Source organism: Streptomyces sp. NPDC004542 (assembly GCF_040610035.1).
Lineage (GTDB): Bacteria > Actinomycetota > Actinomycetes > Streptomycetales > Streptomycetaceae > Streptomyces.
On the sequence record NZ_JBEXLP010000023.1, the window covers coordinates 15,966 to 41,874 of the forward strand.

The 25,909-nt window shown below is 74.0% G+C and carries 23 protein-coding genes and 1 pseudogene; 12 read left to right on the forward strand and 12 right to left on the reverse strand.

Features of this window, described 5'->3' with window-relative positions; genetic code table 11:
* The first annotated feature begins 281 nt into the window (after positions 1-281).
* Together ABZX30_RS15510 and ABZX30_RS15515 are read left to right on the forward strand one after the other, a co-directional pair.
* Positions 282-2,501 (forward strand): NADP-dependent isocitrate dehydrogenase, encoded by a 2,220-nt coding sequence (locus ABZX30_RS15510; RefSeq protein WP_355933647.1) that lies wholly within the window; start codon positions 282-284, stop codon positions 2,499-2,501.
* Between the two features lie 124 nt (positions 2,502-2,625).
* A complete protein-coding gene (locus tag ABZX30_RS15515; RefSeq protein ID WP_355933651.1) occupies positions 2,626-3,420 on the forward strand; it encodes an N-formylglutamate amidohydrolase in 795 nt (264 codons plus the stop codon).
* Between the two features lie 17 nt (positions 3,421-3,437).
* Here ABZX30_RS15515 and ABZX30_RS15520 read toward each other — a convergent pair whose 3' ends face one another.
* From ABZX30_RS15520 to ABZX30_RS15530, 3 genes are read right to left on the reverse strand one after another with little or no spacing between them, the layout of a single operon-like run.
* Entirely contained in the window at positions 3,438-3,884 is a 447-nt protein-coding gene (locus ABZX30_RS15520) for a hypothetical protein (RefSeq protein WP_355933816.1), read from the reverse strand.
* A gap of 5 nt (positions 3,885-3,889) precedes the next feature.
* Positions 3,890-4,528, reverse strand: coding sequence for a sigma-70 family RNA polymerase sigma factor (locus tag ABZX30_RS15525; RefSeq protein ID WP_355933653.1), 639 nt, complete (start codon positions 4,526-4,528; stop codon positions 3,890-3,892).
* The gene (locus ABZX30_RS15530) at positions 4,525-5,964 is read right to left on the reverse strand and encodes a S8/S53 family peptidase (protein WP_355933656.1); all 1,440 of its coding nucleotides are present in this window, start codon (positions 5,962-5,964) and stop codon (positions 4,525-4,527) included. The genes ABZX30_RS15525 and ABZX30_RS15530 overlap by 4 nt, the downstream gene beginning before the upstream one ends.
* A 148-nt stretch (positions 5,965-6,112) precedes the next feature.
* On the opposite strand from ABZX30_RS15530, the gene ABZX30_RS15535 reads away from it, so the two are divergent.
* Positions 6,113-8,677, forward strand: coding sequence for a CHAT domain-containing protein (locus ABZX30_RS15535; protein WP_355933818.1), 2,565 nt, complete (start codon positions 6,113-6,115; stop codon positions 8,675-8,677).
* Positions 8,678-8,684: 7 nt separating this feature from the next.
* On the opposite strand, the gene ABZX30_RS15540 is transcribed toward ABZX30_RS15535, so the two are convergent.
* Positions 8,685-10,418, reverse strand: a complete 1,734-nt coding sequence (locus ABZX30_RS15540; RefSeq protein ID WP_355933658.1) for a LuxR C-terminal-related transcriptional regulator — start codon at positions 10,416-10,418, stop codon at positions 8,685-8,687.
* 94 nt (positions 10,419-10,512) lie between these two features.
* On the opposite strand from ABZX30_RS15540, the gene ABZX30_RS15545 reads away from it, so the two are divergent.
* A complete protein-coding gene (locus ABZX30_RS15545; protein ID WP_355933660.1) occupies positions 10,513-11,598 on the forward strand; it encodes a M12 family metallopeptidase in 1,086 nt (361 codons plus the stop codon).
* Between the two features lie 139 nt (positions 11,599-11,737).
* Here ABZX30_RS15545 and ABZX30_RS15550 read toward each other — a convergent pair whose 3' ends face one another.
* The 7 genes from ABZX30_RS15550 to ABZX30_RS15580 all read right to left on the reverse strand — a co-directional run bounded on the left by ABZX30_RS15550 (position 11,738) and on the right by ABZX30_RS15580 (position 18,636).
* Positions 11,738-13,090 carry an NtaA/DmoA family FMN-dependent monooxygenase gene (locus ABZX30_RS15550; protein ID WP_355933662.1) on the reverse strand — a complete coding sequence of 451 codons (1,353 nt, stop codon included), beginning with the start codon at positions 13,088-13,090 and terminating at the stop codon, positions 11,738-11,740.
* A gap of 20 nt (positions 13,091-13,110) precedes the next feature.
* Positions 13,111-14,319, reverse strand: a complete 1,209-nt coding sequence (locus ABZX30_RS15555) for an LLM class flavin-dependent oxidoreductase (protein WP_355933664.1) — start codon at positions 14,317-14,319, stop codon at positions 13,111-13,113.
* 76 nt (positions 14,320-14,395) lie between these two features.
* Positions 14,396-15,424: an ABC transporter substrate-binding protein gene (locus ABZX30_RS15560; protein ID WP_355933665.1), complete on the reverse strand. Its 1,029-nt coding sequence runs from the start codon at positions 15,422-15,424 to the stop codon at positions 14,396-14,398.
* A gap of 53 nt (positions 15,425-15,477) precedes the next feature.
* Positions 15,478-16,266 (reverse strand): amino acid ABC transporter ATP-binding protein, encoded by a 789-nt coding sequence (locus ABZX30_RS15565; RefSeq protein ID WP_355933666.1) that lies wholly within the window; start codon positions 16,264-16,266, stop codon positions 15,478-15,480.
* On the reverse strand, positions 16,263-17,243 hold the full coding sequence (locus ABZX30_RS15570) for an amino acid ABC transporter permease (protein ID WP_355933669.1): 981 nt from the start codon (positions 17,241-17,243) through the stop codon (positions 16,263-16,265). Before ABZX30_RS15570 ends, ABZX30_RS15565 begins: the two co-directional genes overlap by 4 nt.
* Before the next feature lie 224 nt (positions 17,244-17,467).
* Positions 17,468-17,617, reverse strand: a complete 150-nt coding sequence (locus ABZX30_RS15575; protein ID WP_355933671.1) for a hypothetical protein — start codon at positions 17,615-17,617, stop codon at positions 17,468-17,470.
* A gap of 110 nt (positions 17,618-17,727) precedes the next feature.
* Entirely contained in the window at positions 17,728-18,636 is a 909-nt protein-coding gene (locus tag ABZX30_RS15580) for a glutathione S-transferase C-terminal domain-containing protein (protein WP_355933674.1), read from the reverse strand.
* 422 nt (positions 18,637-19,058) lie between these two features.
* Between ABZX30_RS15580 and ABZX30_RS15585 the strand changes: the two genes are divergently transcribed.
* The 4 genes and pseudogenes from ABZX30_RS15585 (at position 19,059) to ABZX30_RS15600 (ending at position 20,704) form a co-directional block, all read left to right on the forward strand.
* Positions 19,059-19,409 carry a hypothetical protein gene (locus ABZX30_RS15585; protein WP_355933675.1) on the forward strand — a complete coding sequence of 117 codons (351 nt, stop codon included), beginning with the start codon at positions 19,059-19,061 and terminating at the stop codon, positions 19,407-19,409.
* Between the two features lie 53 nt (positions 19,410-19,462).
* Positions 19,463-19,669, forward strand: a pseudogene (locus tag ABZX30_RS15590) (FCD domain-containing protein); the annotation flags it as partial.
* The gene (locus tag ABZX30_RS15595; RefSeq protein ID WP_355933678.1) at positions 19,666-20,370 is read left to right on the forward strand and encodes a lysophospholipid acyltransferase family protein; all 705 of its coding nucleotides are present in this window, start codon (positions 19,666-19,668) and stop codon (positions 20,368-20,370) included. The pseudogene ABZX30_RS15590 and the gene ABZX30_RS15595, both read left to right, overlap by 4 nt.
* Before the next feature lie 106 nt (positions 20,371-20,476).
* Entirely contained in the window at positions 20,477-20,704 is a 228-nt protein-coding gene (locus tag ABZX30_RS15600) for a DUF1918 domain-containing protein (RefSeq protein WP_355933680.1), read from the forward strand.
* A 123-nt stretch (positions 20,705-20,827) separates the two neighbouring features.
* Here the strand turns inward: ABZX30_RS15600 and ABZX30_RS15605 are convergent, their stop codons facing one another.
* On the reverse strand, positions 20,828-21,628 hold the full coding sequence (locus ABZX30_RS15605) for a sigma 54 modulation/S30EA ribosomal C-terminal domain-containing protein (protein ID WP_355933683.1): 801 nt from the start codon (positions 21,626-21,628) through the stop codon (positions 20,828-20,830).
* A 191-nt stretch (positions 21,629-21,819) separates the two neighbouring features.
* Between ABZX30_RS15605 and ABZX30_RS15610 the strand changes: the two genes are divergently transcribed.
* The 4 genes from ABZX30_RS15610 to ftsH all read left to right on the forward strand — a co-directional run bounded on the left by ABZX30_RS15610 (position 21,820) and on the right by ftsH (position 25,797).
* Positions 21,820-22,251: a DUF2267 domain-containing protein gene (locus ABZX30_RS15610; RefSeq protein ID WP_355933685.1), complete on the forward strand. Its 432-nt coding sequence runs from the start codon at positions 21,820-21,822 to the stop codon at positions 22,249-22,251.
* Between the two features lie 53 nt (positions 22,252-22,304).
* Positions 22,305-22,976 carry a CBS domain-containing protein gene (locus ABZX30_RS15615; RefSeq protein ID WP_355933687.1) on the forward strand — a complete coding sequence of 224 codons (672 nt, stop codon included), beginning with the start codon at positions 22,305-22,307 and terminating at the stop codon, positions 22,974-22,976.
* Between the two features lie 17 nt (positions 22,977-22,993).
* Complete coding sequence (locus tag ABZX30_RS15620; protein ID WP_355933690.1) at positions 22,994-23,656, forward strand: CBS domain-containing protein; 663 nt, start codon at positions 22,994-22,996, stop codon at positions 23,654-23,656.
* A gap of 257 nt (positions 23,657-23,913) precedes the next feature.
* The gene (gene ftsH, locus ABZX30_RS15625) at positions 23,914-25,797 is read left to right on the forward strand and encodes an ATP-dependent zinc metalloprotease FtsH (RefSeq protein WP_355933693.1); all 1,884 of its coding nucleotides are present in this window, start codon (positions 23,914-23,916) and stop codon (positions 25,795-25,797) included.
* Positions 25,798-25,909 lie beyond the last annotated feature (112 nt).

The following is a 25,909-nucleotide window of genomic DNA, read 5'->3' on the forward strand; positions in this document are numbered from 1 at the left end:
CCGGGCCACCGCGGAACCGGGCGGCCCGGCCAGGACACGCCGGCCCGCGCACGCCCCGGCCGCCAGGCGGCCGGCTCCGGCCGGGCCGTACGAGGACGGCAGGCGGACTCCGTACCGCGGGTATCGGGTCGTCGCCGCCCACCCAGGAAGCCCGACCGCCTCGGTCGCGCCCGGACCGCACCGGGGCGGTCCCCGAGTGTGGCCGGACCCCTGTCGAGCGGACGGTGGTCACGAGATATCTTGATGTCGAGCAATGTTGCAGACGTGGAGCGGAGCACCCGGTGACTGACTCGACCATCATCTACACCTACACAGACGAGGCCCCGGCCCTGGCGACGCATTCGTTCCTGCCGGTGGTCCAGGCGTACGCCTCGCAGGCGGGTGTCGACGTGGAGACTCGCGACATCTCGCTGGCCGGGCGCATCATCGCCCTCTTCCCCGAGTACCTGAACGAGGACCAGCGCATCGCGGACGCGCTCGCCGAGCTGGGCGAGCTGGCCAAGACGCCCGAGGCGAACATCGTCAAGCTGCCGAACATCTCGGCGTCGATCCCGCAGCTCAGGGCCGCCGTCGCCGAGCTGCAGGGCAAGGGCTACGCGCTGCCGGACTACCCGGACGACCCCAAGACCGACGAGGAGCGCGAGATCCGCGCCCGCTACGACAAGGTCAAGGGCTCCGCGGTGAACCCGGTGCTGCGCGAGGGCAACTCCGACCGCCGCGCCCCGGCCTCGGTGAAGAACTACGCCAAGACCCACCCGCACCGCATGGGCGCCTGGAGCCCCGAGTCCCGGACCAACGTGGCGACGATGGGCGTCGACGACTTCCGTTCCACGGAGAAGTCCGTGGTCGTCTCCGAGGCCGGTTCGCTGCGCATCGAGCTCAAGGGCGACGACGGCTCCACCACCGTCCTGCGCGAGTCCGTGCCGGTCATCGAGGGCGAGGTCGTCGACGCCTCGGTGATGCGCGTCGCGGCCCTGCGCGAGTTCCTGACCGCCCAGGTCGCCCGGGCCAAGGAGGAGGGGGTCCTCTTCTCCGTGCACCTGAAGGCCACGATGATGAAGGTCTCCGACCCGATCGTCTTCGGTCACGTGGTGCGCGCCTTCTTCCCGAAGACGTTCGCGAAGTACGGCGAGGTGTTCGCCGCGGCCGGCCTGACCCCGAACGACGGTCTGGGCGGCATCCTCAAGGGCATCGAGTCGCTGCCCGAGGGCGCCGAGATCAAGGCCTCCTTCGACGCCGAGCTCGCCGAGGGCCCGGCGCTGGCCATGGTCGACTCCGACAAGGGCATCACCAACCTGCACGTGCCGTCCGACGTCATCGTCGACGCCTCCATGCCGGCCATGATCCGCACCTCCGGCCACATGTGGGGCCCGGACGGCCAGGAGGCCGACACCCTCGCGGTACTGCCGGACTCCTCGTACGCCGGCGTCTACCAGGCCGTGATCGACGACTGCCGCGCCCACGGCGCCTACGACCCGGCGGCCATGGGCTCCGTCCCCAACGTCGGCCTCATGGCGCAGAAGGCCGAGGAGTACGGCAGCCACGACAAGACCTTCGAGATCCCGGTCACCGGCACGGTCCGCCTCGTCGACCAGGCCGGCAACGTCGTGATCGAGCAGGCGGTCTCGGCCGGCGACATCTTCCGCGCCTGCCAGACCAAGGACGCGCCGATCAAGGACTGGGTCAAGCTCGCCGTCACCCGCGCCCGCGCCACCGGCGACCCGGCCGTGTTCTGGCTGGACGAGACCCGCGCCCACGACGCCAACCTGATCGCCAAGGTCAAGCAGTACCTGCCGGAGCACGACACCGAGGGCCTGGACATCAGGATCCTCGCCCCGGTCGAGGCGACGAAGCTGTCGGTGGAGCGCATCCGCCGGGGCCAGAACACCATCTCGGTCACCGGCAACGTGCTGCGCGACTACCTCACCGACCTCTTCCCCATCCTGGAGCTGGGCACCAGCGCCAAGATGCTCTCGGTCGTCCCGCTGATGGCGGGCGGCGGTCTGTTCGAGACCGGCGCCGGCGGCTCCGCGCCGAAGCACGTCCAGCAGCTGGTCAAGGAGAACTACCTGCGCTGGGACTCCCTCGGTGAGTTCTTCGCGCTGGTCCCCGCCTTCGAGCAGTACGCGGCGGCCACCGGCAACACCCGCGCCAAGGTCCTCGCCGACACCCTCGACCGGGCCACGGCGACCTTCCTCAACGAGGACAAGTCCCCGACCCGCCGGGTGGGCGGCATCGACAACCGCGGCAGCCACTTCTACCTCTCCCTGTACTGGGCGCAGGAGCTGGCCCGGCAGACCGACGACGCCGACCTGGCCAAGGCGTTCACGCCGCTCGCCGAGACGCTCACCGCGAACGAGCAGGCCATCGTCGACGAGCTGGTCGCCGTCCAGGGCTCCCCCGCCGACATCGGCGGCTACTACCAGCCGGAGAAGGCCAAGGCGGACGCGGTCATGCGGCCGTCGGCCACCTGGAACGAGGCCCTCGCGTCCCTGAGCTGACGCGCACGGCCGAAGAGCCGTCCCGCTGACAGCGCCCGCCCCGGCCGGCACCGCCCGGCCGGGGCGGAGCCGTGCCGGGACCCGAACACCGCCCCGCCCGCCGCCCACACCCCCGGAGCCGCCCGTGTCCCGCCCCCTGCCGTCGTTCGAACTCCTGCCCGGTGCCGAGGACTCGCCCGTGATCCTGCACGTGCCGCACTCCGCGCGGGAGATACCGCCGTCCGTGCGGGCGGGGATCGTCCTGGACGACGCCGCGCTGGAACGGGAACTGGACCACATCACCGACGCGCACACGGCCGAACTCGCCGAGGCCGCGGCCCGGCTGGCCGGGCTGACGCCCTGGCGGTTCGTCAACCGGCTGTCGCGGCTGGTCGTCGACCCGGAGCGGTTCCCGGACGAGCGGGAGGAGATGACGGCCGTCGGGATGGGCGCGGTCTACACCCGGACCACGCACCGGGCCGTGCTGCGGCCCGACGGCGGCGACCCGGAGCCGCTCCTCGAGCGGTACTTCCGGCCGTACGCCCGCGCCATGACGGCGGCGGTGGCCGGCCGGCTGGCCGCGACCGGCCGCGCCGTCGTGATCGACGTGCACTCCTACCCCGCCGAGGCGCTGCCCTACGAACTGCACGGAGCGGGGCCCCGCCCGCCGGTCTGCGTGGGCACCGACGCCTTCCACACCCCGCCCGCGCTGGCGGAGCTGGCCCGGACGGTGTTCGCGCGGTGCGGGGAGACGGGGCTGGACAGCCCGTTCAGCGGTGCGTACGTGCCGCTCGAGTTCTACGGCACGGACCGGCGGGTCGGCGCGCTGATGGTGGAGATCCGGCGGGACACCTACACGACCGGCCCCGGCGGACCCGCCGTCGAACCGGGCCTGTCCCGGCTGGCCTCGGCCCTGGCCGCCCTGGTGGACGGCGCCTGACGCCGGGACCGGCCTGGTCAGGACCGCAGCCACTGTGTGACGATCACGTCCCCGCCGGTCCGCAGCCGCAGGGCGAACGGGCCCCTGGGCCGCGCCGCGCTCGTGAAGCGGCCGAGGGCGTCCGCCACGACCGGGACCGCGCTCCGCGGGCCGCCGAGCACCTCGACGCGCGCCGGCTGCGGGGGCAGCAACTGCCCCAGCAGCCCGTCCTCGCCGACTTCGACGTCCACGGTCAGTCCGCCCGCGCGGAAGGTCAGCATCCGGGGCGGCTCGGCCGTACCCCGGACCGGGACGGCGTCGACCAGGGAGTCGAAGGTCAGCTCGGCGACGCGGGCCTGGAGGTCGTGCAACGCGTAGGCGTCGATCGCCCGTTGCCGCAGCCCGGCGGGAACGGGGTCGAGGATGGCGGCGGCCTGGCGCAGTTCCTCCTCCAGGAGCCCACTGCCGAAGTCGTCCTCGTGCATACCGCTCACACCACCCCTCGTGCGTCGAGCCGCGCCCGCAGCCTGCGCAGACACCGCTGGCGCAGCGGCCCGATGCTGCCCACCGCGATGCCGAGGGAGGCCGACACCTCCAGATAGCTGGGCGGCGGCGAGGCCATCAGGACGCGCAGCAACTGGCGGCAGCGGTCGCCCAGTTGCTCGAACTCCTGCCACAGCCGCCGGATCCGCTCGGCCTGCGCGGCCGCCTCCTCCGAGTCGAGCAGCGACTGCTCGGGCGTACGGTCCTCGCTGACCCGGTCCAGGACCTGCGGGTCGTCCGTCGGCATCAGCCTGGTCAGCCCCTTGATCACCTTCAGGCACTCGTGCCGCGCCGTGCTCGCCAGCCAGGACCCCGCCTTCTCCGGCTCGCGGATGCGGCCGAGGTGCTGGGCGAAGCGGAACCACACGGTCTGGTAGACCTCCGAGCCGTCGGCGTCGGAGAGCCGGTGCGCGCGCACGACGGACCACACCAGCGGACTCAGCCCTTCCACGAGCGCCTTCCAGGCCGCCGCGTCGCCGTCGACGGCGGACTGGACCAGCACCCCGACCTCTGCTCGGTCCACGGTCCCACCCCTCGTGTACGGCACGTCATCGTACGCCGCGGAGGGGACGCATCCGCTCCTCATGCGCCGGGAACCTGTCGTACGACGGGGACCGGGCGCCAGGTGGGCGGCCTCAGCGCCGGTACGTGCGCCCCGCGTACTTCGGCGTAGTCGGTGCCTGCTTCGAGCAACTGCCTGCGTGCCACGCGCGGGTCGCGCTCCTTGTGCGCGGTCATGTGGGCGGCGACCAGTCCGGCGGCGACCGGGGTGGCGAACGAGGTCCCGCTCCACTGCGCGAACCCCTCGAACGCGACCCGGTCCGCCGTGCCCGGGGTGGTCTGCCGCGCCTCGCTCAGCACGCCGGTGTGGCGCGGGTACTGGCAGGTGCAGGCGTAACCGAAGCCGAACCGGCAGGAGTCGTACGTGGAGTGCTGGTAGACGTAGGGCACGGGCCGGTCGAAGCCGGTGAGCGCGCTGGTGAGCCGCTCGCCGGGCGCGTACGCCCGTACCCAGGAGCCGTGGTTGGTGAAGCAGGCGCCGAACTCGCCGTCGCCGCGCAGCGCGCCGACGGACAGCACGGTGTCCTCGTAGCCGGGCAGCGAGGCGTAGGCGGCGGGCCAGAAGGGGGTGGCGCTGGCGTTGTTGCCGGCCGCCGCGACCAGCAGCGTGCGCTGCTCGCGCAGTTCGCGCATGAAGGCGTCCACGCCGAGCAGGCCGTCGGTGCCGCCGTTGGAGGTGCCCGCGGAGAGGCTGATGATGTCGGGCCAGCCGTCCCGCTCGACGGCTTCGAAGAGTCTGGCGCCGAACTCGGACTCCAGGACGGCGCCCGCGTCGTCGAGCGTGTTGCGCACGGTGAGGTCGGTGTTGGGGGCGACGGCGGCGAGCAGTCCCGCGATGAACGTGCCGTGGCCGGCGTACTGCCGCAGCACGCCGTCGTCGTCGCACTCGTATCGCTGGGCGTCCCCCTCGGTGCGGGCGAGCAGCGGGTAGGACCGGTAGTCGTGCATGAGGCCGTTGTCGACGACGAGGACGGCGACGGCGGTGTCCGGGTCGTACGGCGTGCCGTCCGCCGCCGGGTTGCACGGCCCGGTGAGCGGCGCGGGCACGGGTTCGTCGCCGGGGCAGGCGTTGACCGAGGCGATCGACACCACGTGGTTGCGGCTGACCAGCCGGCGGCCCCGGCGGCCCTCGTGCTCGCGCAGCGCCCGCAGGGCGTGGGCCACGGCACGGTCGCCGGCGCGGCCGCCGTGGCCCGGGTCGCCGACCCGGATCCGGGTGACGCCGGTCCGGTTGGTCTCGGGGCTCTCCCGGCGCACCCGATCGGCGGCCAGGCCGGTGGTCTCGGCGAAGCGGCCCCGGACCGTGTCCTCGACCAGCCGGGCCTCCTCGCCGTCGCGGGCGAGGACGACGCCCTTCTCGTAGAAGAACTCGGCGGCGTCGTCCGGTCCCATCGCCAGCGGGACGTCCGGCATCGACCGCTGGACCTGTTCGAACTGTTCGTGGAAGCGCTGAGGTGCCATGGTGTGTCCTCCCCCTGAGGCCGGTTTCGTCAGTCTGAGACCGCAGCGGGGCGATTGATACAGGGCCGCACCATGGGACGGGCCCCGCCGGGCCACTACCATCCGAGGGGTGACAGCGACAGACGCGTCGGTCCTCCGGTTGCTGCCGATGGTGTTCGCCGCCCCCAACGAGGCCCTCGCCGGTGCGCAGCGGGTGCTGGACGCCGGTCCGCCGCCGTTGCACGCCTCGGTCGCCCACCAGGTCATCGGCATCTGGCACCGGGACTTCGGCGACATCCGGGTCGCCCTCGGTCATCTGCGGCGCGCCCGCGACCTCGCGGCCCGGGCCGATTCGGCCGACCGGGAGGCGGACGTCCTCGCCACTCTCGGGGTCGCGTTGGTGCACGCGGGGCGCACGCGGCAGGGGCTCACGTCGTTCGAGCGGGGGGTCGCGCGGGGCACCGGGCACACCCGGGCACGGGTGCGGTACCGCCGGGCCTATGTCTGGTGGGTGCTGGGCCGGCACCGGGAGGCGCTGGAGGACGTACGCCGGGCGATACCGGCGCTCCGGCAGGCCGACGACGTGATCTGGACGGCGCGGGCGCTGACCCTGCGGGCGACCGTGCACCTGGCGCTGGGCGCGGTGGACCGGGCGGACGCCGACTTCACGGCGGCCGAGCGGCTGTGGGAGACGACCGGGCAGGAGCACGACAAGGCCGACGCGGTGGAGAGCCGTGGCCTGGCCGCGTTCCGCTCCGGTGACATCCCGGCGGCGCTCAGGCTGCTCGACGAGGCGGAGGAACGGTACGCCAAGCTCGGCACGCCCACGTTCATGCTGTGCGTCCGGCGCTGTGAGGTGCTGATGGCCGCCGGGCTCGCACCGGAGGCCCTCGCCGAGGCGGACGCGGCGATCGCGGCGCTCGACGAGATCGGCGGGCAGTCCACCCGCAAGGCCGAACTGCTGCTGACCGCCGCCCGTGCGGCCCGCTCGGCCGGGGACCCGCACACGGCGATCGCGCGGGCCGCCGTCGCCGTACGGCTGTTCGCCGGACAGCGGCGCACCTGGTGGGAGACGCATGCCCGGCTGGTACTGATCGAGGCGCGGGTGGCGGCCGGGCGCCGGTCGGGGCGGATGGTCGCGGACGCGGCCCGCGTGGCGGAGCGGCTGGCCTCGTTCGGCTCGCCGGCCGCGCCGGAGGCCTCGCTGCTCGCGGGCCGGATCGCGCTCGCCCTGGGCTGGACCGCGGACGCGGAACGCCATCTGGCCGTGGCCGCCCGCAGCAGACGGACCGGGCCGCCGCCGGCCCGGATGACGGGCTGGGCGGCGCAGGCGCTCAGGGCGCGGGCGGCCGGTTCGGGACGGGGCGTGCTGGAGGCGTGCCGGCGCGGCCTGGACGTGCTCGACGACCACCGGATGACGCTGGGCGCCTCGGAACTGCGGGCCCGGGTCACCGCGCAGGGCGCCGAACTGGCGGCACTGGCCCAGGAGGCGGGCCTCGCCCGGGGCGGGCCGCGGCGGCTGCTGGCGTGGAGCGAGCGGTGGCGGGCCACGGTCCTGTCGGCGCCGCCCACCCGGCCGCCCGCCGACCCCGCGCTGCTCAGCGGGCTGACCGCGTTCCGGGAGATCGCCGCGCGCGCGGAGGCCGCCCGCATGGACGGCCGCCCGGTGGCCGCCCTGGAGCGTGAACAGCGGCGCCTGGAGCGGGAGATCCGCTCCCGCACCCTGCGCATGCGCGGCGCGGCCCCCGGGTACGCGGAGCGGTTCGACCCGGGCCGGCTGCTGGACCGGCTCGGTGACACCCGGCTCGTCGAACTGGCCGTGCTGGACGGGCGGGTGCACGTGCTGCTGTGCGGGCAGGGACGGGTGCGCCGGTTCGAGGGCGGGGCGCTGGCGGAGGCGGTGGCCGAGGCGGAACACGTCCAGGCGGGGCTGCGGCGGCTCGCCCATCCGGGCGCGGAGGCCAGGCTGCCGGTGGTGGAGGCCGCGGGCCGCCGGCTTCAGGAGCTGCTGATCGCCGGGGCGGTACGGCACCTGGGGTCCGGGCCGGTCGTGGTGGTGCCGCCGGGCGCGCTGCACCGGGTGCCGTGGGCGCTGCTGCCGTCGCTCAGGGAGCGGGTGCTGAGTGTGTCGCCGTCGGCGGGCAGCTGGCTGCGCGCCCGGGACACCGAGCCGCCGCCGGGCGGCCGGCAGGTGCTGGTGCGCGGCCCGGGGCTGGCGACGGGCGGCGCCGAGGTGCCCGAACTCGCGGACCGCTACGGCACGGCGACGGTCCTGGAGGGCGACGACGCGCAGGTCCCGAGGGTGCTGGAGGAACTCGACGGCGCCGCGCTCGCCCATCTGGCGGCGCACGGCACGTTCCGCGCCGACAGCCCCTTGTTCTCGTCCCTGCGGATGGCCGACGGCCCGCTCATCGTGCACGACTTCGAACGTCTCGACCGCAGCCCGTACCGGATCATCCTCTCCAGCTGCGACACCGCCCGGCTCGCCTCGGTCGGCGCCGACGAACTGCTGGGCCTGGTGACCGCGCTGCTGCCGCTGGGCACCGCCGGGGTGGTGGCGAGCAGTGCGCCGGTCGGCGACGCGGCGGTGGTGCCGCTGATGCTGGCGCTGCACAAGGGCCTGGAGGCGGGCCTGTCCCTCGCCGAGGCGCTCCGCGACGCCCGGGCCGCGCTGCCCGGGGACGCGGTGCACCAGGCCACCGGATGGGCGTTCGCGGCGTTCGGGGCGGCCTGACCTCCCCTCACGCAGACCGCCCGGCCGGCGGTTCCACCAGCCACGGCAGCTGTTGCCGGTCGCTCGCCCCGAGCCGCGTGTAGGCGCTGTACAGGTGGTTGCCGACGGTACGCACCGACAGCGTGAGCCGCTGGGCGATCTGCCGGTTGCTCAGTCCGGCCGCCGCCAGGGCGACGATCTGCCGTTGCCGCGCGGTGAGTTCGCCCAGTACCAGTCCGGACAGGGCCGGGGTGCGGGCGCCCTGGCAGCGGCGGGCGAGGGCGAGCGCGCGGGTGCGCGAGGTCCGGGCGGCGCCCGGGTCGCGGTGCGTGCGGGCGGCCTGGGCGTACGCCTCGGCCGCGAACAGCAGGAAGCCGCGCTGCCGCAGCCCCTCGGCCGCCCGGTCCAGCGCGGGTCCGTCGCCGCGGGCGAGGGCGTCCGCGTGCCGCGCGAACACTTCGTCCGGGAGGCGTCCGACGACCCGTTCGGGGGCGCCGAGGCGTACGGCGTCGTAGCGGGCGTACGGGTCGTCGGTGGCGGCCGGCTGCGGCAGCCGGGGAACGACCGCGGCGAGTTCGGCCCGGCAGGCCGGGTCGTCCGGGGTCGCGCGCAGTCCCTCCCGTGCCCAGGCCGCCGCCTCCCGGACCTCCCCGCGCAGCCGTGCGAACCGGGCGCGGACGGCGGCGTACCCGGCCGGGACCGGGGCACCCTCCCCGGCCAGCCACTCCCCCACCGGCGTCGGCAGGGCCCGTACGTCCGCCCGCTCGATCCGGCGGGCCAGCGCCCGCTGTTCGGCCGCCAGGGCCGGCCCGCAGTCCCGCGGTGCGCGCGCCTGCCGCCGGGCGCGCAGCCGTCCCCCGCCGGCTCGCAGCACGGCGCCGTGCAGGGGGTGGGCGAGGCGGACGGCACCCTCGTCGTCGGCCCGGACGAGACCAGCGGCCTCCAGGCGTTCCACGGTGTCCAGGTCCAGGTCGTCGAGGTGCAGGGGCAGCGGTTCGGCGAAGGCGAGGCGCTCCAGGCTCTCCCGTTCGCCGGGGCCGCGGCCCTCCAGGGCGGGGGCGACGCGTTCGCGTACGGCGGCGGTCACCGGCACCGGGCCGCGCCAGGCCCATTCGTCCGCTGCGGCCGGGTACGGCGGGCCGCCCTCGCGCAGCGCGTCCACCAGGGCGCGCAGCAGCCGGAGGTCGCCCCCGCAGAGCCGGTGCAGCCGGCCCGCCGTGAGCGGCTCCGGGACGCGGCCCACGCCCGCGGTGAGCAGCCTCTCGGTCTCCTCGCGGGGCAGCGGCTCCAGGGCGAGGCGGGGCAGCAGCTCGCCGGTCCACAGCCGGGACACGGCAGCGGGCACCGGGGCGCCGTCGTCCGCCGCGATCACCACGAGGCGGGTGCGGCCGTGCACGGCGAGCTGGTGGACCAGGGCGGCGGAGGCGTCGTCGAGGAGATGCGCGTCGTCGACCACGAGCAGGCGTACACCGGACAGCAGCCGCACCGCGCGGTGCAGCGAGACCGCCCCGGGCAGCAGGTGTGCGAACGCGGCGAAGTCGAGCCCGCGCATCCCCGGCGTCCCGGTCACCCGGGCGCAGTCGGTGCCCCGCACGGCCTCGGTGACCAGCCGCGTCTTGCCGTGGCCGGACGGCCCGGTCACCACGATGCCGTGCCGTGCGCCGGTCAGACACCGGCGGACCAGGTCCAGTTCGTCCGCACGGCCGGTGAACGGCCAGGGCAGGGGCTCGAGTGTCCGCGCGTCCGCTTCGTAGGTCGTCACATCAGTGGGAGACGGGATACTCAGGTCTGATACAGGGGGACTTGAGCAGGCCCCGACTCAGGCGCCCGGGGCCGGGCGGCGGCAGGCTGGTCGCATGACCGCTCGCTACTGCTCGCTCCCGCGGCAGCCGGCCCCCTCCTTCGCACCGGGGCTGGCCGCCGAGCGGCTGAGCGCGCTGACCGGCGGGCGGCGGATGTGGGTCAACGGCACAGTCCTGCACTACTACTTCTTCGATGCCGGCACCGACGCCTCGGTGATCCCCGTACCGGGGACCGGGGAGACCCGCCGGGTGTCCTGGGTCGGGGCCGAGGAGCAGCGCGAAGTGGTCCGCGAGGGTTTCCGGCAGTGGCAGCACCTCGGCATCGGCGTGACCTTCGCCGAGGTCGGCGACCGCCGGGAGGCGGAACTGCGCGTCGGCTTCCAGTCCGGTGACGGCTGCTGGTCGGCGGTCGGCCGGGACGCGCTGGCGGTCGGCCGGGGCGAGCGCACCATGAACTTCGGCTGGGACCTGACCGCGCCCGGGGAGCGCGGGACGGCGCTGCACGAGATCGGGCACGCGCTCGGCATGCTGCACGAGCACCAGAGCCCGGTCGCGGGCATCCACTGGGACGACGAGGCCGTGTACGCCGATCTGGCGGGCCCGCCGAACTTCTGGACCCGGGACACGACGTACGCGAACATCCTGCGCAGGCTGGACGCGTGCGAGGTCAACGGGTCCGTGTGGGATCCGCAGTCGGTGATGGGGTTCACCCTGGGGCCGGGGCTGGTACTGGAGCCGGAGCAGTACCGCGCGGGCCTGCGCCCGCCGGGTTCGCTATCCCCGGCGGACAAGGAGTTCGCGCTCCGCTGGTATCCGCCGCCCGGGCCCGCCCGGCCGCCGGTGCTGGTGCCGTTCCGCTCGGCGCCGCTTCGCCTCGGCTCCGGCGCGCAGGCCGACTTCACCGTCGAGCCGCCGGAGACCCGCGCGTACCGCGTGGGCACCTTCGGGGACGCCGACAGTGTGCTCGTGGTCTTCGAGGAACGCGACGGGGAGCCGCGTTACCTCGCCGGCCGGGACGACGGCGGCACACCGGGCAACGCCACGGTCCGGGTCCGGCTCGTCTCGGGCCGCCGCTACGTCGTCCGCGTCCGCCTGTACTCCACCTGGGGTTCGGGCGAGACGGCCGTCATGTGCTGGTGACAGCACGGGCCGCGACGCGGACGTCCGGACCACGGTCCGGCGCCGGGGGAAGGGCCGCGGACGTCGCCTTCGGGGGAGGGAGACGTCCGCGGCCGCGCCGGTCCCCGCACCACGCGGCCGGCCCGGGCGGGCGGCCGGGTCAGGCCGCGTCGGGGTGGGCGAGGCCCAGGTGGTCGCGCAGGGTGGTGCCCTCGTAGTCGGCGCGGAAGACGCCCTGTTCCTGCAGCAGCGGGACGACCTTGTCGGCGAACGGGTCGAGGCCGCCGGGGGTGATGTGCGGGACGAGGATGAAGCCGTCGGCCGCGTCCGCCTGCACGAACGCGTCGATGGTCTTCGCGACGGTGGACGGGGAGCCGACGAAGGTCTGCCGGTTGCCGGTGTTGATGACCAGGTCGCGGATGGACCAGCCGTGGGCCTCGGCGAGCTCCCGCCACTCCCGGGCGGTGGCGAGCGGGTCGCGGTACATCCGTACCTGGGCGCGGCCGCGGGAGATGTGCTCCTCGCCGACCACCGGGTCGACGTCGGGCAGCGGGCCGTCCGGGTCGTACGCGGACAGGTCCCGGTTCCAGACGAACTCCAGGTGCTTGATGGCGGTGGCCCCGCTGACCTGCTGCCGGCGCACCTCGCGCGCGAGTTCCTCGGCCTCGGCGTCGGTGTCGCCGAGGACGAAGGTCGCGGCGGGCAGGACGAGCAGCTGGTCGGGACGCCGGCCGTACCGGGCGAGGCGGGCCTTGACGTCGGTGTAGAAGGCCTGGCCCTGCTCGAGGGTGGCGTGCCGGCTGAAGATGGCGTCGGCACTGGAGGCGGCGAACTCCCGGCCCTCCTCGGAGTCGCCCGCCTGGAAGATCACCGGGCGGCCCTGCGGGGAGCGGGGGACGTTGAAGCGGCCGTGGATGTCGAACTGCTCGCCCCGGTGCACGAAGGCGCCGGCCCGTGCGTCGCCGAGGAAGGTGCCGGTGGCCTGGTCGGCGACGATCTCGTCACCGGGCCAGGAGTCGAACAGCTCGTTCGCGGTGGCCAGGAACTCCTCGGCGCGCGCGTAGCGCTCCTCCTGCGGCAGGAAGCCGCCCCGGCGGAAGTTCTCGCCGGTGAAGGCGTCCCAGGACGTGACGACGTTCCAGGCGGCGCGGCCGCCGGAGAGGTGGTCGAGGCTGGCGAACTGCCGGGCCACCTCGTAGGGCTCGTTGAAGGTGGAGTTGATGGTGCCGGTCAGACCGAGCCGGTCGGTGACGGCGGCGAGCGCGGCGAGCACGGTGAACGTGTCGGGGCGGCCGACCACGTCCAGGTCGTAGATCCGGCCGCCCTGTTCGCGCAGCCTGAGGCCCTCGGCGAGGAACAGGAAGTCGAACTTGGCGCGTTCGGCGGTGCGCGCGAAGTGCGCGAAGGAGCTGAACTCGATGTGGCTGCCGGCGGCCGGGTCGCTCCACACGGTGGTGTTGTTGACGCCCGGGAAGTGGGCGGCCAGGTGGATCTGCTTCAGTGGCTTGCTCATGGTCGTCTCGTCCCTCGGGCTCAGACGGTGGCGGCGGCGTAGCGGTTGGCGGGGCGGGCGAGCCCGAGCAGGCCGCGCAGGGTACCGGCCTCGTAGGAGCCGCGGAACAGGCCCCGGCGCTGGAGCTCGGGCACGAGTCCCCGGGTGATCTGCGGCAGGTCGTGGCCGAGCACGGCCGGCCGCAGCCGGAAGCCGGTCAGTCCGGAATCCCGCAACTCCTCCAGGAGGTGGGCGAGTTCGCCGGGGGTGCCGGTGAAGATCCGGGCGTCGCTGGTGTACGGGGTGCCCGCGAGGGCGTCGAGGCGCTCGCGCCGGGCCGCGGCCCGGTCCGGGTGCTCGTCCAGGAAGACCACCAGGTCGCCGAAGATGTGCAGCCGGTCGTCGGCGCGCCCGGCCGCCTCCTGCTCGGCGCGGATCTCGGCGACGATGGCGCGGGCCCGGTCGGCGTCGTGCGGGGTGACGTAGCCGACGTCGGCCTGCCGGGCCACGAGCCGGTAGGGCACCGTCCGGTGGGCGAGCGCGCTGACCACCGGCTGTCCCTGGGGCGGCCGGGGCGTGATCGAGGGGCCCTTGACGCTGAAGTGGCGGCCCTCGAAGTCGATGTAGTGCAGTTTGTCGCGGTCGATGAAGCGGCCGGTGGCCGTGTCCCGGATCTCCGCGTCGTCCTCCCAGCTGTCCCAGAGGCGGCGGACGACCTCCACGTGGTCGGCGGCCTCGTCGAACAGGTCCGTGACCAGTTCCTGTGCGGCCGGGCTGTCGTAGGCGTCGATGCGGGGGACGGTGCGGCGGCCGAAGTGGGCGGCCTCGTCCGGCCGGGCGCTGACCTGCACGCGCAGGCCCGCGCGGCCGGTGCTGACGTAGTCGAGGGTGGCGATCGCCTTGGAGATGTGGAACGGCTCCGTGTGGGTGGCCACCACGGTCGGCACCAGGCCGATGTGCCGGGTGAGCGGGGCGACCCGGGAGGCGATGAGCACGGCGTCCAGCCGGCCGCGTACCTGGTCGGTGCGTTCGTCCGGCTCCAGGACGTGCGAGGACTGCGGGCCGAGGCCGTCCTCGATGGTCACGAAGTCGAGGAGCCCGGCCTCCGCCTCGGTGACCAGGCCGGCCCAGTAACCGGCGGTGAACAGCTCCCGGGGCCGCGCCACCGGCTCGCGCCAGGACGCCGGGTGCCAGCCGGTGCCGTCCAGGGCGACGGCGAGGTGCAGGAGGGAAGAAGGGGTGGGGGACACGAGGGGGTGCCTTCCTGGAGATCCGTACGAGGGCGCGGCGCCGGCCCGCGCGGGGACGCGGGCCGGCGGGGGGACGTCAGGAGTTGTCGAGCGGCAGCCCGGGCGGGTTGACCTCGGCCTTGGTGACGGCCTCGTCGGAGAGGTTGTAGGCGGCCAGCCACTTGGCGTACTGCCCGTTCTCGATGAGGTGGTCGATGGCGTCCGCGAAGGGTTCGGCGAGCCCGCTGTCCTTCTTCGTGGTCGCGGCGATCAGGCCCTGCAGGGTGGCGCCCGCGCCGGAGAACGTGCCCGCGCTACGGGTGGGGTTCGGCGACTTGGCGGTCTGGGTGATGTGGTAGGCGACACCCGGGTTGGCGGCGAAGTAGGCGTCGATCCTGCCGCCGGTCAGCGCCAGGTAGGTGGCGTTCTTGCTCTGGTAGTGCTTGACGGTGAGGTTCTTGCCCTCCTTCTTCAGCTTCGTCTGCCACTCGAGGAGGATCTTCTCCTGGTTGGTGCCGTTGTCGACGGCGACCGTCCGGCCGGCGAGGTTCTCGTAGTCGCCGTCGAAGTTCCACGTGCTCTTCTTCAGCACCTCGAAGCCGACGTTGTCCTTGCGGTAGGAGGCGAAGTCGTACTTCTTCTTGCGTTCCTCGGTGTCGGTGATGTTGGCGAAGGCGGCGTCGTACTTGCCGCTGTCGATGCCGACGAACATGTTCTCCCAGGTGGCGTTGGAGAACTGCGGCTTCAGTCCGAGGACGGCGGCGACCAGGCGGCCGAGGTCCGGTTCGGCGCCGGTGAGGGTCTTCTGGTCGTCGCCGATGTAGGCCAGCGGCGGGAAGCCGTCGGGCAGGGCACCGACACCGATCCTCAGGACGCCGCTCTTGCGGACGGAGGCCGGCAGTTCGGCGCTGATGGACTTCACCTCGGAGACCTTCAGCTCGGTCGGCCGGGCCGCGCCGTTGGACACCCTGCCCACGGTCACCGTGCCGGCGGCGTCGTCCGCCGCGGCGGACGTGGCGGCCTCGCTGTCGCCACCGCAGGCGGCGAGCCCGGTGGCGAGGGTGGCGGCGGCGGTCGCCGCGGTGATGCCGCGGATCAGGCTGCGTCGGGAGAAGTGGCTGGGCATGGCTGTCCTTGTCGTCCGGGACGGGTGGTGAGGAGGGTGATGTGAGGGGAGGTTCAGAGGACCTTGCTGAGGAAGTCCCTGGTCCGCTCGTGGCGGGGGCTGTCCAGGACCTGTCCGGGCGGGCCCTGTTCGACGATTTTTCCGCCGTCGATGAAGACGATCCGGTCGGCCACCTCGCGGGCGAAGCCGATCTCGTGGGTGACGATGACGAGCGTGGTGCCGCTGGTCGCCAGGTCCTTGATGACGGAGAGGACCTCGCCGACGAGTTCGGGGTCGAGTGCCGAGGTCGGCTCGTCGAAGAGGATGATCCCGGGGCGCAGGGCCAGGGCGCGGGCGATGGCGACCCGCTGCTGCTGCCCGCCGGACAGCTGCCGCGGGTAGGCGCCGCTACGGTCGCCGAGGCCGACCCGGGTGAGCAGTTCGCGTGCCAGCTCCCGCGCCTCGGGCCGGGTCAGCGTGCCGGTGGCGACGGGCGCGGCGGCGACGTTCTCCAGGACGGTCAGATGCGGGAAGAGATTGAAGTTCTGGAAGACGAAACCGATCCGGCTGCGCTGGGCCAGGATGGTGCGCTCACCGAGTTCCTTGAGCCGCTCCCCGTTCCGCTTCACGCCGATCAGCTCGCCGCCGACGCTGACGTGGCCGACCTCCGGCTTCTCCAGGTGGTTGATGACCCGCAGCAGGGTGGACTTGCCGGAGCCGGACGGGCCGATGACGACGGTCACTTCGCCGGGACGGACGGTCAGGTCGACACCGTCGAGGACGCGGTGGGTGCCGTACCACTTGTGGACGTTGTGCACCTCGAGGGCGGCCGGGGTGACCGCCGGGGTGCCGGTGGCGGTCATACGGCGGCCTCCCCGCGCAGTCGGGTCCGGAACTCGGCGAGGCCCGCCCGCGCCTTCTGCAGCGGGGTCGGCGGCAGGCTGCGGGTGGCGCCGCGGGCGAAGTACCGCTCGACGTAGAACTGGACGACGGACACCACGCTGGTCAGGATCAGGTACCAGACGGTGGCGACGAGCAGCAGCGGCACGATGTCGCCGGGGTAGGTGCTGCCCATGGTCTGCACCGAGCCGAACAGGTCGAGCAGGGAGACGTAGAACACCAGGGAGGTTCCCTTGATCAGGCCGATGAGCTGGTTGACGTAGTTCGGGGTGATGGACCTCAGGGCCTGCGGGAAGACGATGCGGGTGAACTGGTAGCCCTTGGGCAGGCCGAGCGCGGCCGCCGCCTCGTGCTGGCCCTGGTCGACGGAGAGGATTCCGCCGCGCACGACCTCGGCCGCGTAGGCCGCCTCGTTGAGGCTCAGACCGATGACGGCGACCGTCATGTCGGTGGCGAGTCTCGATTCGTCGAAGGTGACGAAGGCCGGTCCGAAGGGGATGCCGAGGCTCAACGTCCGGTACAGGGCGCTGAAGTTGTAGAGGAAGATCAGGACGACGATCAGCGGGACCGAGCGGAACAGCCAGGTGTAGGTCCAGCTCACCGCCCGCAGCACCGGGCTGCCGGAGAGCCGGCCGAGGGCCAGCAGGATGCCGCCGAGCAGGCCCAGTACGGCGCTGAGCGCGGCGACTTCGAGCGTGACGACGAGCCCGTCGAGGATGGTGGGGCGCAGGAACCAGTAGCGGAAGCGGTCCCACTGGTAGAACGGGTTGGTGGCCAGTCCGTGCAGGATCTGCGCGACGAGCACGAGGACGACGGCGGTGACGATCCACCGGCCGGGCCGGCGCAGCGGCTGAACGCGCTGCGCTCTGAGGACTTCTGACGGGGTGTCGGCGGGTGGTGCCTCGGCGAGGGACACGACGGCGCCTGGGGGTTCACTCATGACGGGCTCCAGCGGAGTCGGACAACCCTCCGGCCCGGACGGCGGCGCGGTGCGGCTACGGCGCTACGGCGGCAGGGCGGGAACCGCACTGCGGCACGGCGGGCAGCGGCGCACGGGGACGTACGGGGCGGGCGGGGCCTGGACGGACGGCGGCACGGCGGGCGTGCGAGGGGCGTCGGGGCCGACGCGGGGCCGCGGGGCGGCGGGAGAGGGTGGGGAAGCGGTCAGCCCCGGCGGCGGGCACGGCCCGGTGCGGTACACAGCGCGCTGCTGACGCGGAGCAGATCGACGGCACGGTCGGCGACCAGAAGGTTCGCGGAGGGCCGCACGCAGCTCAGGGGGCGGCGGGCCGCCGTCCTGAATGCTGCGTACATGTCCGTCACCTGTCGCCGGGCCGGCCCGGACGGGCCGTGCGCTTGCCAGAGCCGTAAGTAAGGCAGTCGTACGGGAGAATTGTCAACGCCTGTCCAGCTGTCGGACCGACTCAGGCGTCGCTGACCTGCGCACCCGCACCCGGGCAGGCCGCGGCGTGACCCATCCAGTCCAGGATCTGGACGGCGGCTCCGGCGGCCTCGAGACCCTGGCAGCGGCCGTGGTGGCGGCGGGCGATGCCGTCGAGGTCGAGGTGGGTCCCGAAGGCGGGATGGGCGGCCAGGCGCCGGGCGTAGGCCCACAGCGCCGGGTGGCCGGCGATGCGGTGCACGGCGGAGGCGTCCAGGTGACAGCGGTGCACGGTGTCCAACTGCACCAGCGCGACCCACAGTTCGATGTCGGCGGCGGTGAGCCGGTCACCGACGAGGTGGTCCTGCCCGTCCCCTCCGCGCAGGTAGCGCTCCAGCCTGCCCAGCGTGTCCAGCAGCGACTCCAGCGCGGCGGCGCGCTCGGCGGGGTCGGCGTCGGCCTGTCCGGCGCGCTGCGCGGCCTGCTGGATGCCCTCGGCGCAGAGCCGTTCGACGGCCGCGATCTCGCTCTCGGTACCGCACGGGTACAGCGCGGCGCGGCCGTCCCGGGGGAAGCGGTCCAGGTCGCGCAGTATGTCCGGGGCGTGGGTGCTGACGATGCGTCCGGACCAGTCGTCGCTGAGCACCGGCCCGAGCGCCGGCCCGGCGTAGTGGTGCGCGCTCGCCTCGTACAGCGGGCGCAGGGCCGAGTGGCCCCCGCCGGGACGGTCCGGTTCGGCGGGCAGGAAGGTGACCGGACAGCTGCCGTCGAGGCCGAGCAGGCTGTGCCCGATGGCCAGGCGCAGGCCGTCGGGGCAGGCGGTCGACAGATGGATCCGGTAGCGGTGCGGCACGGCGGGGTGGCCGCTGCGCGCGTCCCTGCCGAGGCGGCCCCGGAAGGCGGGGGCGGTCCGGCGGGCGGGCGGGACGGCGGCGAGCGGAGTGATGGACATGCGTCTCCCCGGGTACGGGCGCGCGGGCGTCCGCGCGGCGGGTGCGTCGTCGGGTCGTCGGACAGGGTGCGCCGGGGCGTACCGGACGGGGCCGGGCTTCCCGGGTCGGCTCAGCTCGGCCGGGAGGCTGATCGTGCGCTGCAGACGCGCAGCAGGTCGATGTGCCGGCGGGAGGTGAGCAGGGGTGAGGCCGGTGTGCGGCTCACGCGGCCGGCGGCCGTCCCGAGGTGCCCCATGTTTTCCTACCCGTTCACTAGGATTCCCATGGCGAGTGTCGATCCGGCTCGCGGCGGCGTCAAGGGGGTGTCCACCCCCTGGGCCACGGCGGGGGCGGGGCGTTCGAGTTGCCGGGCGGCGGCCGGCGCGATGACCTGGGAGTGGGCCCCGGAGCGGGAGGCCCCGGCGGAAGGGGGCCGGATGCGATGGACGAGGAGCCGCGCCGGGTGACCGGGGAGGTTCCCGGAGCCGTGCCCGAGACGTTCGTGTTCGTGTGCTCCGGCTGCGGTCACGTCTGGCAGGCCGTCTTCCAGGTGGTGTTCTTCACCGACCCGGTCTCCGTGTACACCCAGGAGTACGTCGACGAGGCCGGGCGGGCCCTGCGGTCGCCCCTCGACGACGCGGTCTGCCCCCGCTGCGGCGGACGGCACGTCGGCGTGACGACACCCGAGCGCGCCGCCCGCGCCCGGCCCGCCTCGCCCCCGCCCCACACGCACCGCCCGCACCGGGGCCGCCGCCCTGACGGACCCTCTCGCGGAGGCAGCGGCTCCGGATGAGCACGGACCGTACGACGGCGCCGCCGGCCCCGGCCGGTGAGAGCACGGCGCTCCACCTCGTCGAGGTGGTCGCCGGCCTGCGCGGACGCTCCCGCCTCCACGGCCTCACCGCGCCGGCGGAGGCGGGCCGGCCGGCGGCCTCCGCCGAGGAGCACCTCGAACTGCCCGACGCCCTGCCGGCCCGTGACGAGCAGGCCGCGCACGAGGTCATGAACCGGCATCCGGGCCACGTCCGGGGGCTGTGGGCCGCCCGGCCATGACCGGTCGCCGCCGCACCGGGGGCGGTGTCACGCTCGCACGCGTCGCGGCGGCGGTGGTACCGGTCCTCGGCCGGCTGGACGTCACTACGGACACCGGCGCCGCGCCGGCCGAGGGCAGCATCCTCATCGCCAACCACACCTCCCTCGGCGATCCCGCAGTCGTCCTCGCCGCGCTGCACCGCCTCGGCACGGAACCGGTCGTCCTGGCCGCCGCGGGGGTGTGGCGGATCCCCGTGCTCGGCCGTCTCCTCACCCGGGAAGGGCACATCCCCGTCCACCGTCACGACCCGCGGGCCGCGCAGGCGATCCAGGACGCCCGGGTCGCCCTCGCCGCGGGCCGGTCCGTCCTGCTGTACCCGGAGGGCGGGATCCCGCACCGTGAGGGCGTCCGCGAGGCCGCGCCCCTGCCCTTCCACCCGGGCCTGTTCCACCTCGCGCGCGCCAGCGGTGCCCCGGTGGTGCCCGTCGGCCAGGCTGGATCCCGGGCACTGGCCTCGGGCAGCTGTGCCGGACAGGTGGCCAGGGTGCTGACCGCGCCCCTGCGCCGGCCCAGGCTGTGCGTGCACGTCGGCGCGCCGCTCCGGCTCGACGGCGAACCGGGACAGGCGCGGGCCCTCGGCCTGGCACGCGGCGCGCTGACCCGCGCCTGGCTCACCGCGGCCCGGCGACTGCGCGCACCGGTGCTCCCCGCCCCGGCCTGAATCCCGAGGTGCCCGAACGGCCCTTCTGCGTGAGCCGGCTCCCGGAGTCATCCTGAACGGAGAAGGAAAGGACGGCAGGGGGACGGCAGGGACGAGGTGAGTCACGATGAAGGCGCACGAAGGCGACGTGCTGCGGTTCACCGGCAGGACCGTGGGAACGCCCGAACACCACGCCACCGTCTTGAAGGTGCTCGGCCGCGACGGCGAACCGCCCTACCGGGTGCGCTACGAGGACGGTCACGAGACAGAGATCTTTCCCGGCCCCGGATGTGTCATCGAGACCCATCCGGCAGCCGCCACGCCGTTCGGGCAGCCGCACCGCGACAGGCGGTGACCCGGCTCGCGGGGTGAGGAGGCCGGACCGTGTACTCCATGGACCGCCGGGACGCCGGCCGCAGGCCGGCGTCCCGGCGGAAGCGGCGCCCCCGGTGAGCACCCGCCGGAGTGTGCCCGGCCGCTACTCGACGGGGGAGATCAAGCCGTAGTGACCGTCGTAGCGGTGGTACAGCACGTTTCCCCGCCCGGTGCCGGCGTCGGCGAAGAACACGAACGGATAACCGGTGAGGTCCAGCCGCTGCTTCGCCTCGGCCACGTCCATCCGGGGCGCGGGCAGCTCGCTCACGGTCAGCGGCACGGCCACCGGGCCGGCCGGCCGGTGTCGCGGGTGGACCTGGGCGAGGCGGTAGCCGGTCGGGCCGGACCGGTACAGCACACTGTCCTCGTCCGTGCCGATGTCGGTGAAGAGGTGGAAGTCGTAATCCATCGTCTCCAGTTCGAAGGCCGCTTCGTCGGGCGACTCCCGGGCCAGCGAGAAGGACTTGTGCCGCACGACCCGCCGCTCCTCGGCCGGGCGCGGGAAGTAGTCGGGGCGGTGCGCGGGCTCGCTGCCGTGACGCCATTCGTGCGGGCCCGGCACGGGCGTCCTGCCGCGTCGGGCCTCCCAGTGCCGTTCCAGGCGCTCCAACCGCGTGGCGAGCCGGTCCTGCAGCAGGTCGACGGCCTCGGTCACGGTCGTGGCGGCCACGTGCGCCCGGGCCGGACGCCCGTTGACGTCCAGGTTGGCCTGGGCGATCGCGGGCCGCTCCATGGCGGGGTTGGCCAGGTGGGTCAGCTTGACGCGGCCGAACAGGACCGGCTCGCGGGTCCGGCCGGTGAGCGCCCGGACCTTCTCCTGCGCGTACTCGACGGCTCCTGGCGGCATCCGTCCCTGGGTCTCCACCTGGATCTCGGGAGCCTGCTGCGGTGCCGATCTCTTCATGACAGCCTCCTTCGCCGTGTCTGCCACTTTCCAGACTTGCGCTCCACCGGCCCCTGCGCACGGCCAGGGAGCCGGTGCCCCGCGGCGGTGCGGCTGCCGACCGGCTCCGGCCGCCCTAGCATGGAGCCCTGGGCAGGGAAGGACCGGTCCGTGCCGTAACCCCGCCCCTTCTGGACTGGAAGGGAAGATCCATGCCCCCCACACACCCGCCCGACTTCGAGCACGCCATCCACAGCGCGAACATCTGGCTCAAGGCGGTGTCCGAATCCCTGGAGACGGAAGACCGCCACTTCGCCCACCGGATCCTGCGCACCTGGCTGCACACCCTGCGCGACAGGCTCACCGTCGACGTCGCCGCCCACTTCGCCGCCCAGTTGCCGGAGATGTGGCGGGGCGTCTACTACGACGGCTGGGACCCCAGCGTCGTACCGGTCAAGTACGACCGTGAGGGCTACACGAACCGCTTCGTCCAGGAGGCCAGGGTCACCGCCGAGGACGTGCCCCGGATCGCCGCCGCGGTCACCGGCGTCGTACGCGAGCACGTCTCACCCGGGCACCTGGAAGCGGCCCTGGAACAACTCCCCCACGACATCAGGGCTCTGCTCCTCCAGCCGGCCGCCTGAGCGACGGCACGGGACCGCGCGCGCCGCATGGCTCGAACCGAGGGAGTGAGGACATGCTGCACCGGAAGGTCGCGGACCTCATGACGACCGCCGTGGTGCGCGTGCGGCCCGACACGGGCTTCAAGGACATAGCCGTGCGTCTGGCGGAGCACGGCATCACCGCGGTCCCGGTCGTCGACGACCGGGACCACCCCGTCGGCGTCGTCTCCGAGGCGGACCTGCTGCGCGCCGCGCGGAGCCGGCCCGGTCCGGGCGGACAGCCTGCCGACGAGCACCCGCCGGCGGCGGACAGCGCCGCGGCACCCGCATCGACCGCGAAGGGGCTGATGACCGCCCCGGTCGTCACGGCACGCCCGCAGTGGTCGGTGGTGGAGGCGGCCCGCGCCATGGCCCGCCACAAGGTCAAACGACTGCCCGTCGTGGACGACGCCGACCGGCTGGTGGGCATCATCAGCCGCGCCGACCTCGTCAAGGTCTTCCTGCGCCGGGACGTCGCGATCTACGAGGAGATCACGACCGACGTCCTGACCCGGACCCTCGGCCTGGACCCCGCCTCGGTCACGGTCCGGGTCGCCGACGGCCGGGTGACCCTCACCGGCGTCGTGCCGCACCAGAGCCTCATCCCCATCGCGGTGCGGCTGTGCGAGAGCGTCGACGGTGTCGTCGACGTCACGAACCGCCTCGGCCCCGGCGCCGGCGACACGGGAGGCGCACCGCGGGCGTGAAGGAGGGAGCTGCGAAGATGACCGCCCAGCACAGCACCGTCGGCGATGTGATGACACGCGACGTCGTCACCGTCCGCCCCGACACCCCGTTCAAGGAGATCACCTCCGTACTGTCCACGCACGGTCTGAGCGCCGTTCCCGTGGCCGACGAACACGGCACGCCCATGGGACTGGTGTCCGAAACCGATCTGCTGCGCAAGCAGGCCGCGCAGCCCGGGGAGTACGGCGGCCGGGCGGCACCCGGCTGGCCGCACGAGAAGGCCAAGGCACGCGCGGAGAACGCCGCCGGGCTGATGACCACACCCGTGGTCACCGCGCACGCCGCCTGGCCGGTCGCGCAGGCGGCCCGGACGATGGACCACCATCGCGTCAGACGGCTCCTGGTGGTGGACGAGACGGACCGCATCATCGGCATCGTCAGCCGCTCCGACCTCCTGCGTGTCTTCCTGCGCCCCGACGAGGAGATCCGGGAGGAGATCCGCGACGACGTACTGGAGGGAATGCTCCACCTGGGCGGAACGGAGGTGCAGGTCCAGGTGCACGACGGTGTCGTCACCCTGCGCGGCGGGGTCGAGAACCGCAGCACCGCCCAGATCGCCGAACGGCTCGCCCACGGCGTGGACGGCGTCGTCACCGTCAGACCGATGATCGACTACACCGTCGACGACACGGCCGCGTAGCACGGGCCGCCGCGGCAGGTCCGACGGAGCGGACCGCGACCGGTCGGCCCGTATCAGGGCCGACCGACCCATGCCCCGCGGGAACGGCCGGGGCCAGGCTGGTGGACGGGGGACGTTGCCGATCGAAGGGCGTGGGACCGGTGATCACTCGAGTGCGGATGCCGCACCGGCATCTGACGCCGCCCGCCCGGCCCGGGCCCCCGCGTGAACCGCCCAAGCCCCCGTCCCGGCAGTCGCGGCCGCCCGGCGGACGGTGGATGCTCTGGTGGATCCTGATGACGTTCCTCGTCGTCCTGCTGCTCTCGCGGCGGGAAGCCGGGCCGCACCCGGCATCGCTGTCCTACAGCGACTTCGTCGGCAAGGTGGGCGCCAGCCAGGTGCAGACGGTCGACGTCAACGACAAGGGCGCGGTCACCGGCACCCTGAAGGACGGCACCACGTTCACCACGCAGATCCCCACCGCACTGGGCACCGGGGCCCAGCTCCAGCAGCAGCTGACCTCGCACCACGTCGCGATCACCGCCAAGCAGAGCAGCGGCGGCGGCTCCGCATGGCTGTCGGTCCTCGTCGCGTTCCTGCCGTTCCTGCTGCTGGTCGGCTTCTTCGTGTGGCTCGGACGCCGGGCCGCGGGCTCGGTGACCGGCGGGCTGAGCGCCGTCGGACGCTCGCGCGCGAAGATCATCGAGGCGGAGCGGCCCACCACCGGCTTCCACGACATCGCCGGGTACGACGGGGTCAAGCAGGAGATCAGCGAGGTCGTCGACTTCCTGCGCAATCCCGGCCGCTACACCGCCGCAGGCGCCAAAGGCCCCCGAGGCGTGATCATGGTGGGTCCGCCCGGAACCGGCAAGACGCTCCTCGCGCGGGCCGTCGCCGGCGAGGCGGACGTGCCGTTCCTGTCGGTGACCGGGTCCGCGTTCGTGGAGATGTTCGTCGGCGTGGGCGCCTCGCGGGTGCGCGACCTGTTCGGCGAAGCCCGCAAACGCGCCCCGTCGATCATCTTCATCGACGAGATCGACGCGCTCGGGTCGCGGCGCGCCGGCGGGGCCCGGCTGGGCGGCAACGACGAGCGCGAGCAGACCCTCAACCAGCTGCTGTCCGAGATGGACGGATTCGACCAGTCCAGCGGCATCGTGGTCCTGGCCGCCACCAACCGGCCCGATGCCCTCGACCCGGCCCTGCTGCGCCCCGGGCGCTTCGACCGCCAGGTCACCGTCCCGCTGCCCAACCAGTCCGAGCGGGCCGCGATCCTCGCCGTGCACACCCGTGACAAGACCCTGGCCCCGGAGGTCGACCTGGACGCCGTGGCACGCGCCACGCCCGGATTCTCCGGCGCGGACCTCGCCAACCTGGTCAACGAGGGAGCCATCAACGCCGTACGGAACGACCGCACCCGGATCGAGGTGCACGACCTCGACGCCGCCCGCGACCGGGTGCTCCTGGGACGCCGGGAGTCCTCCAACGCGCTGCTGCCCGAGGAACGCCGCTCGGTGGCCGTCCACGAGTCGGGCCACGCCTTGGTCGCGGCCCTGTGCGAGCACGCCGACCCGGTGGCGAAGGTCACCATCCTGCCGGCCGGCCTCACCCTCGGGGTCACCGAGCAACTCCCCGAAGCCGAACGCCACCTGTACAGCGAGAGTTATCTGATCGACCTGCTGGCGGTGCGCCTGGGCGGGCGGGCGGCCGAACTCGTGGTCTTCGGCGAGGGATCGACGGGAGCCGCCAACGATCTGGCCGGGGCCACCCAGATCGCCACCCGCATGGTCCGCGAGTTCGGTCTCTCCCCGGAACTCGGCCCGATCGGTTACGCCTCCACCCAGCCGCACTTCCTCGGTGAGACCGCCGACGATGCAGGCCGGCCGGCCTACTCGGAGCAGACCCAGCGCATCGTCGACGAGGAGGTCGCCCGCCTGCTGCGCCAGGCCGAACAGCGTGCGGTCACGCTGCTGCGCGGCCACCGGTCCGCCCTCGAGCGGCTGGCCGGGCAACTGATCGCCCACGAGACCGTCGACGGCTCCGTCGTCCTCGACGTCCTTCGCCGGGAGCCCGGCCGTGCGGACGGAGGGGACGGTGCCGGAGCCGTCGGCGCGGCGACGCCTCCGGGGCGTCCGGAGCCGGGGGTGCGCGCTCCCCACCGGTGACCGGCCTCGGCGGCGGCCCGGTCCGGCCGCGCACCCGGTGCCCCCGAGCCGCGCCGCGCTGACCCACCGGCATCACCCGCGGGCAGCGGGTGCCCGGCACCACCGCGCGGAT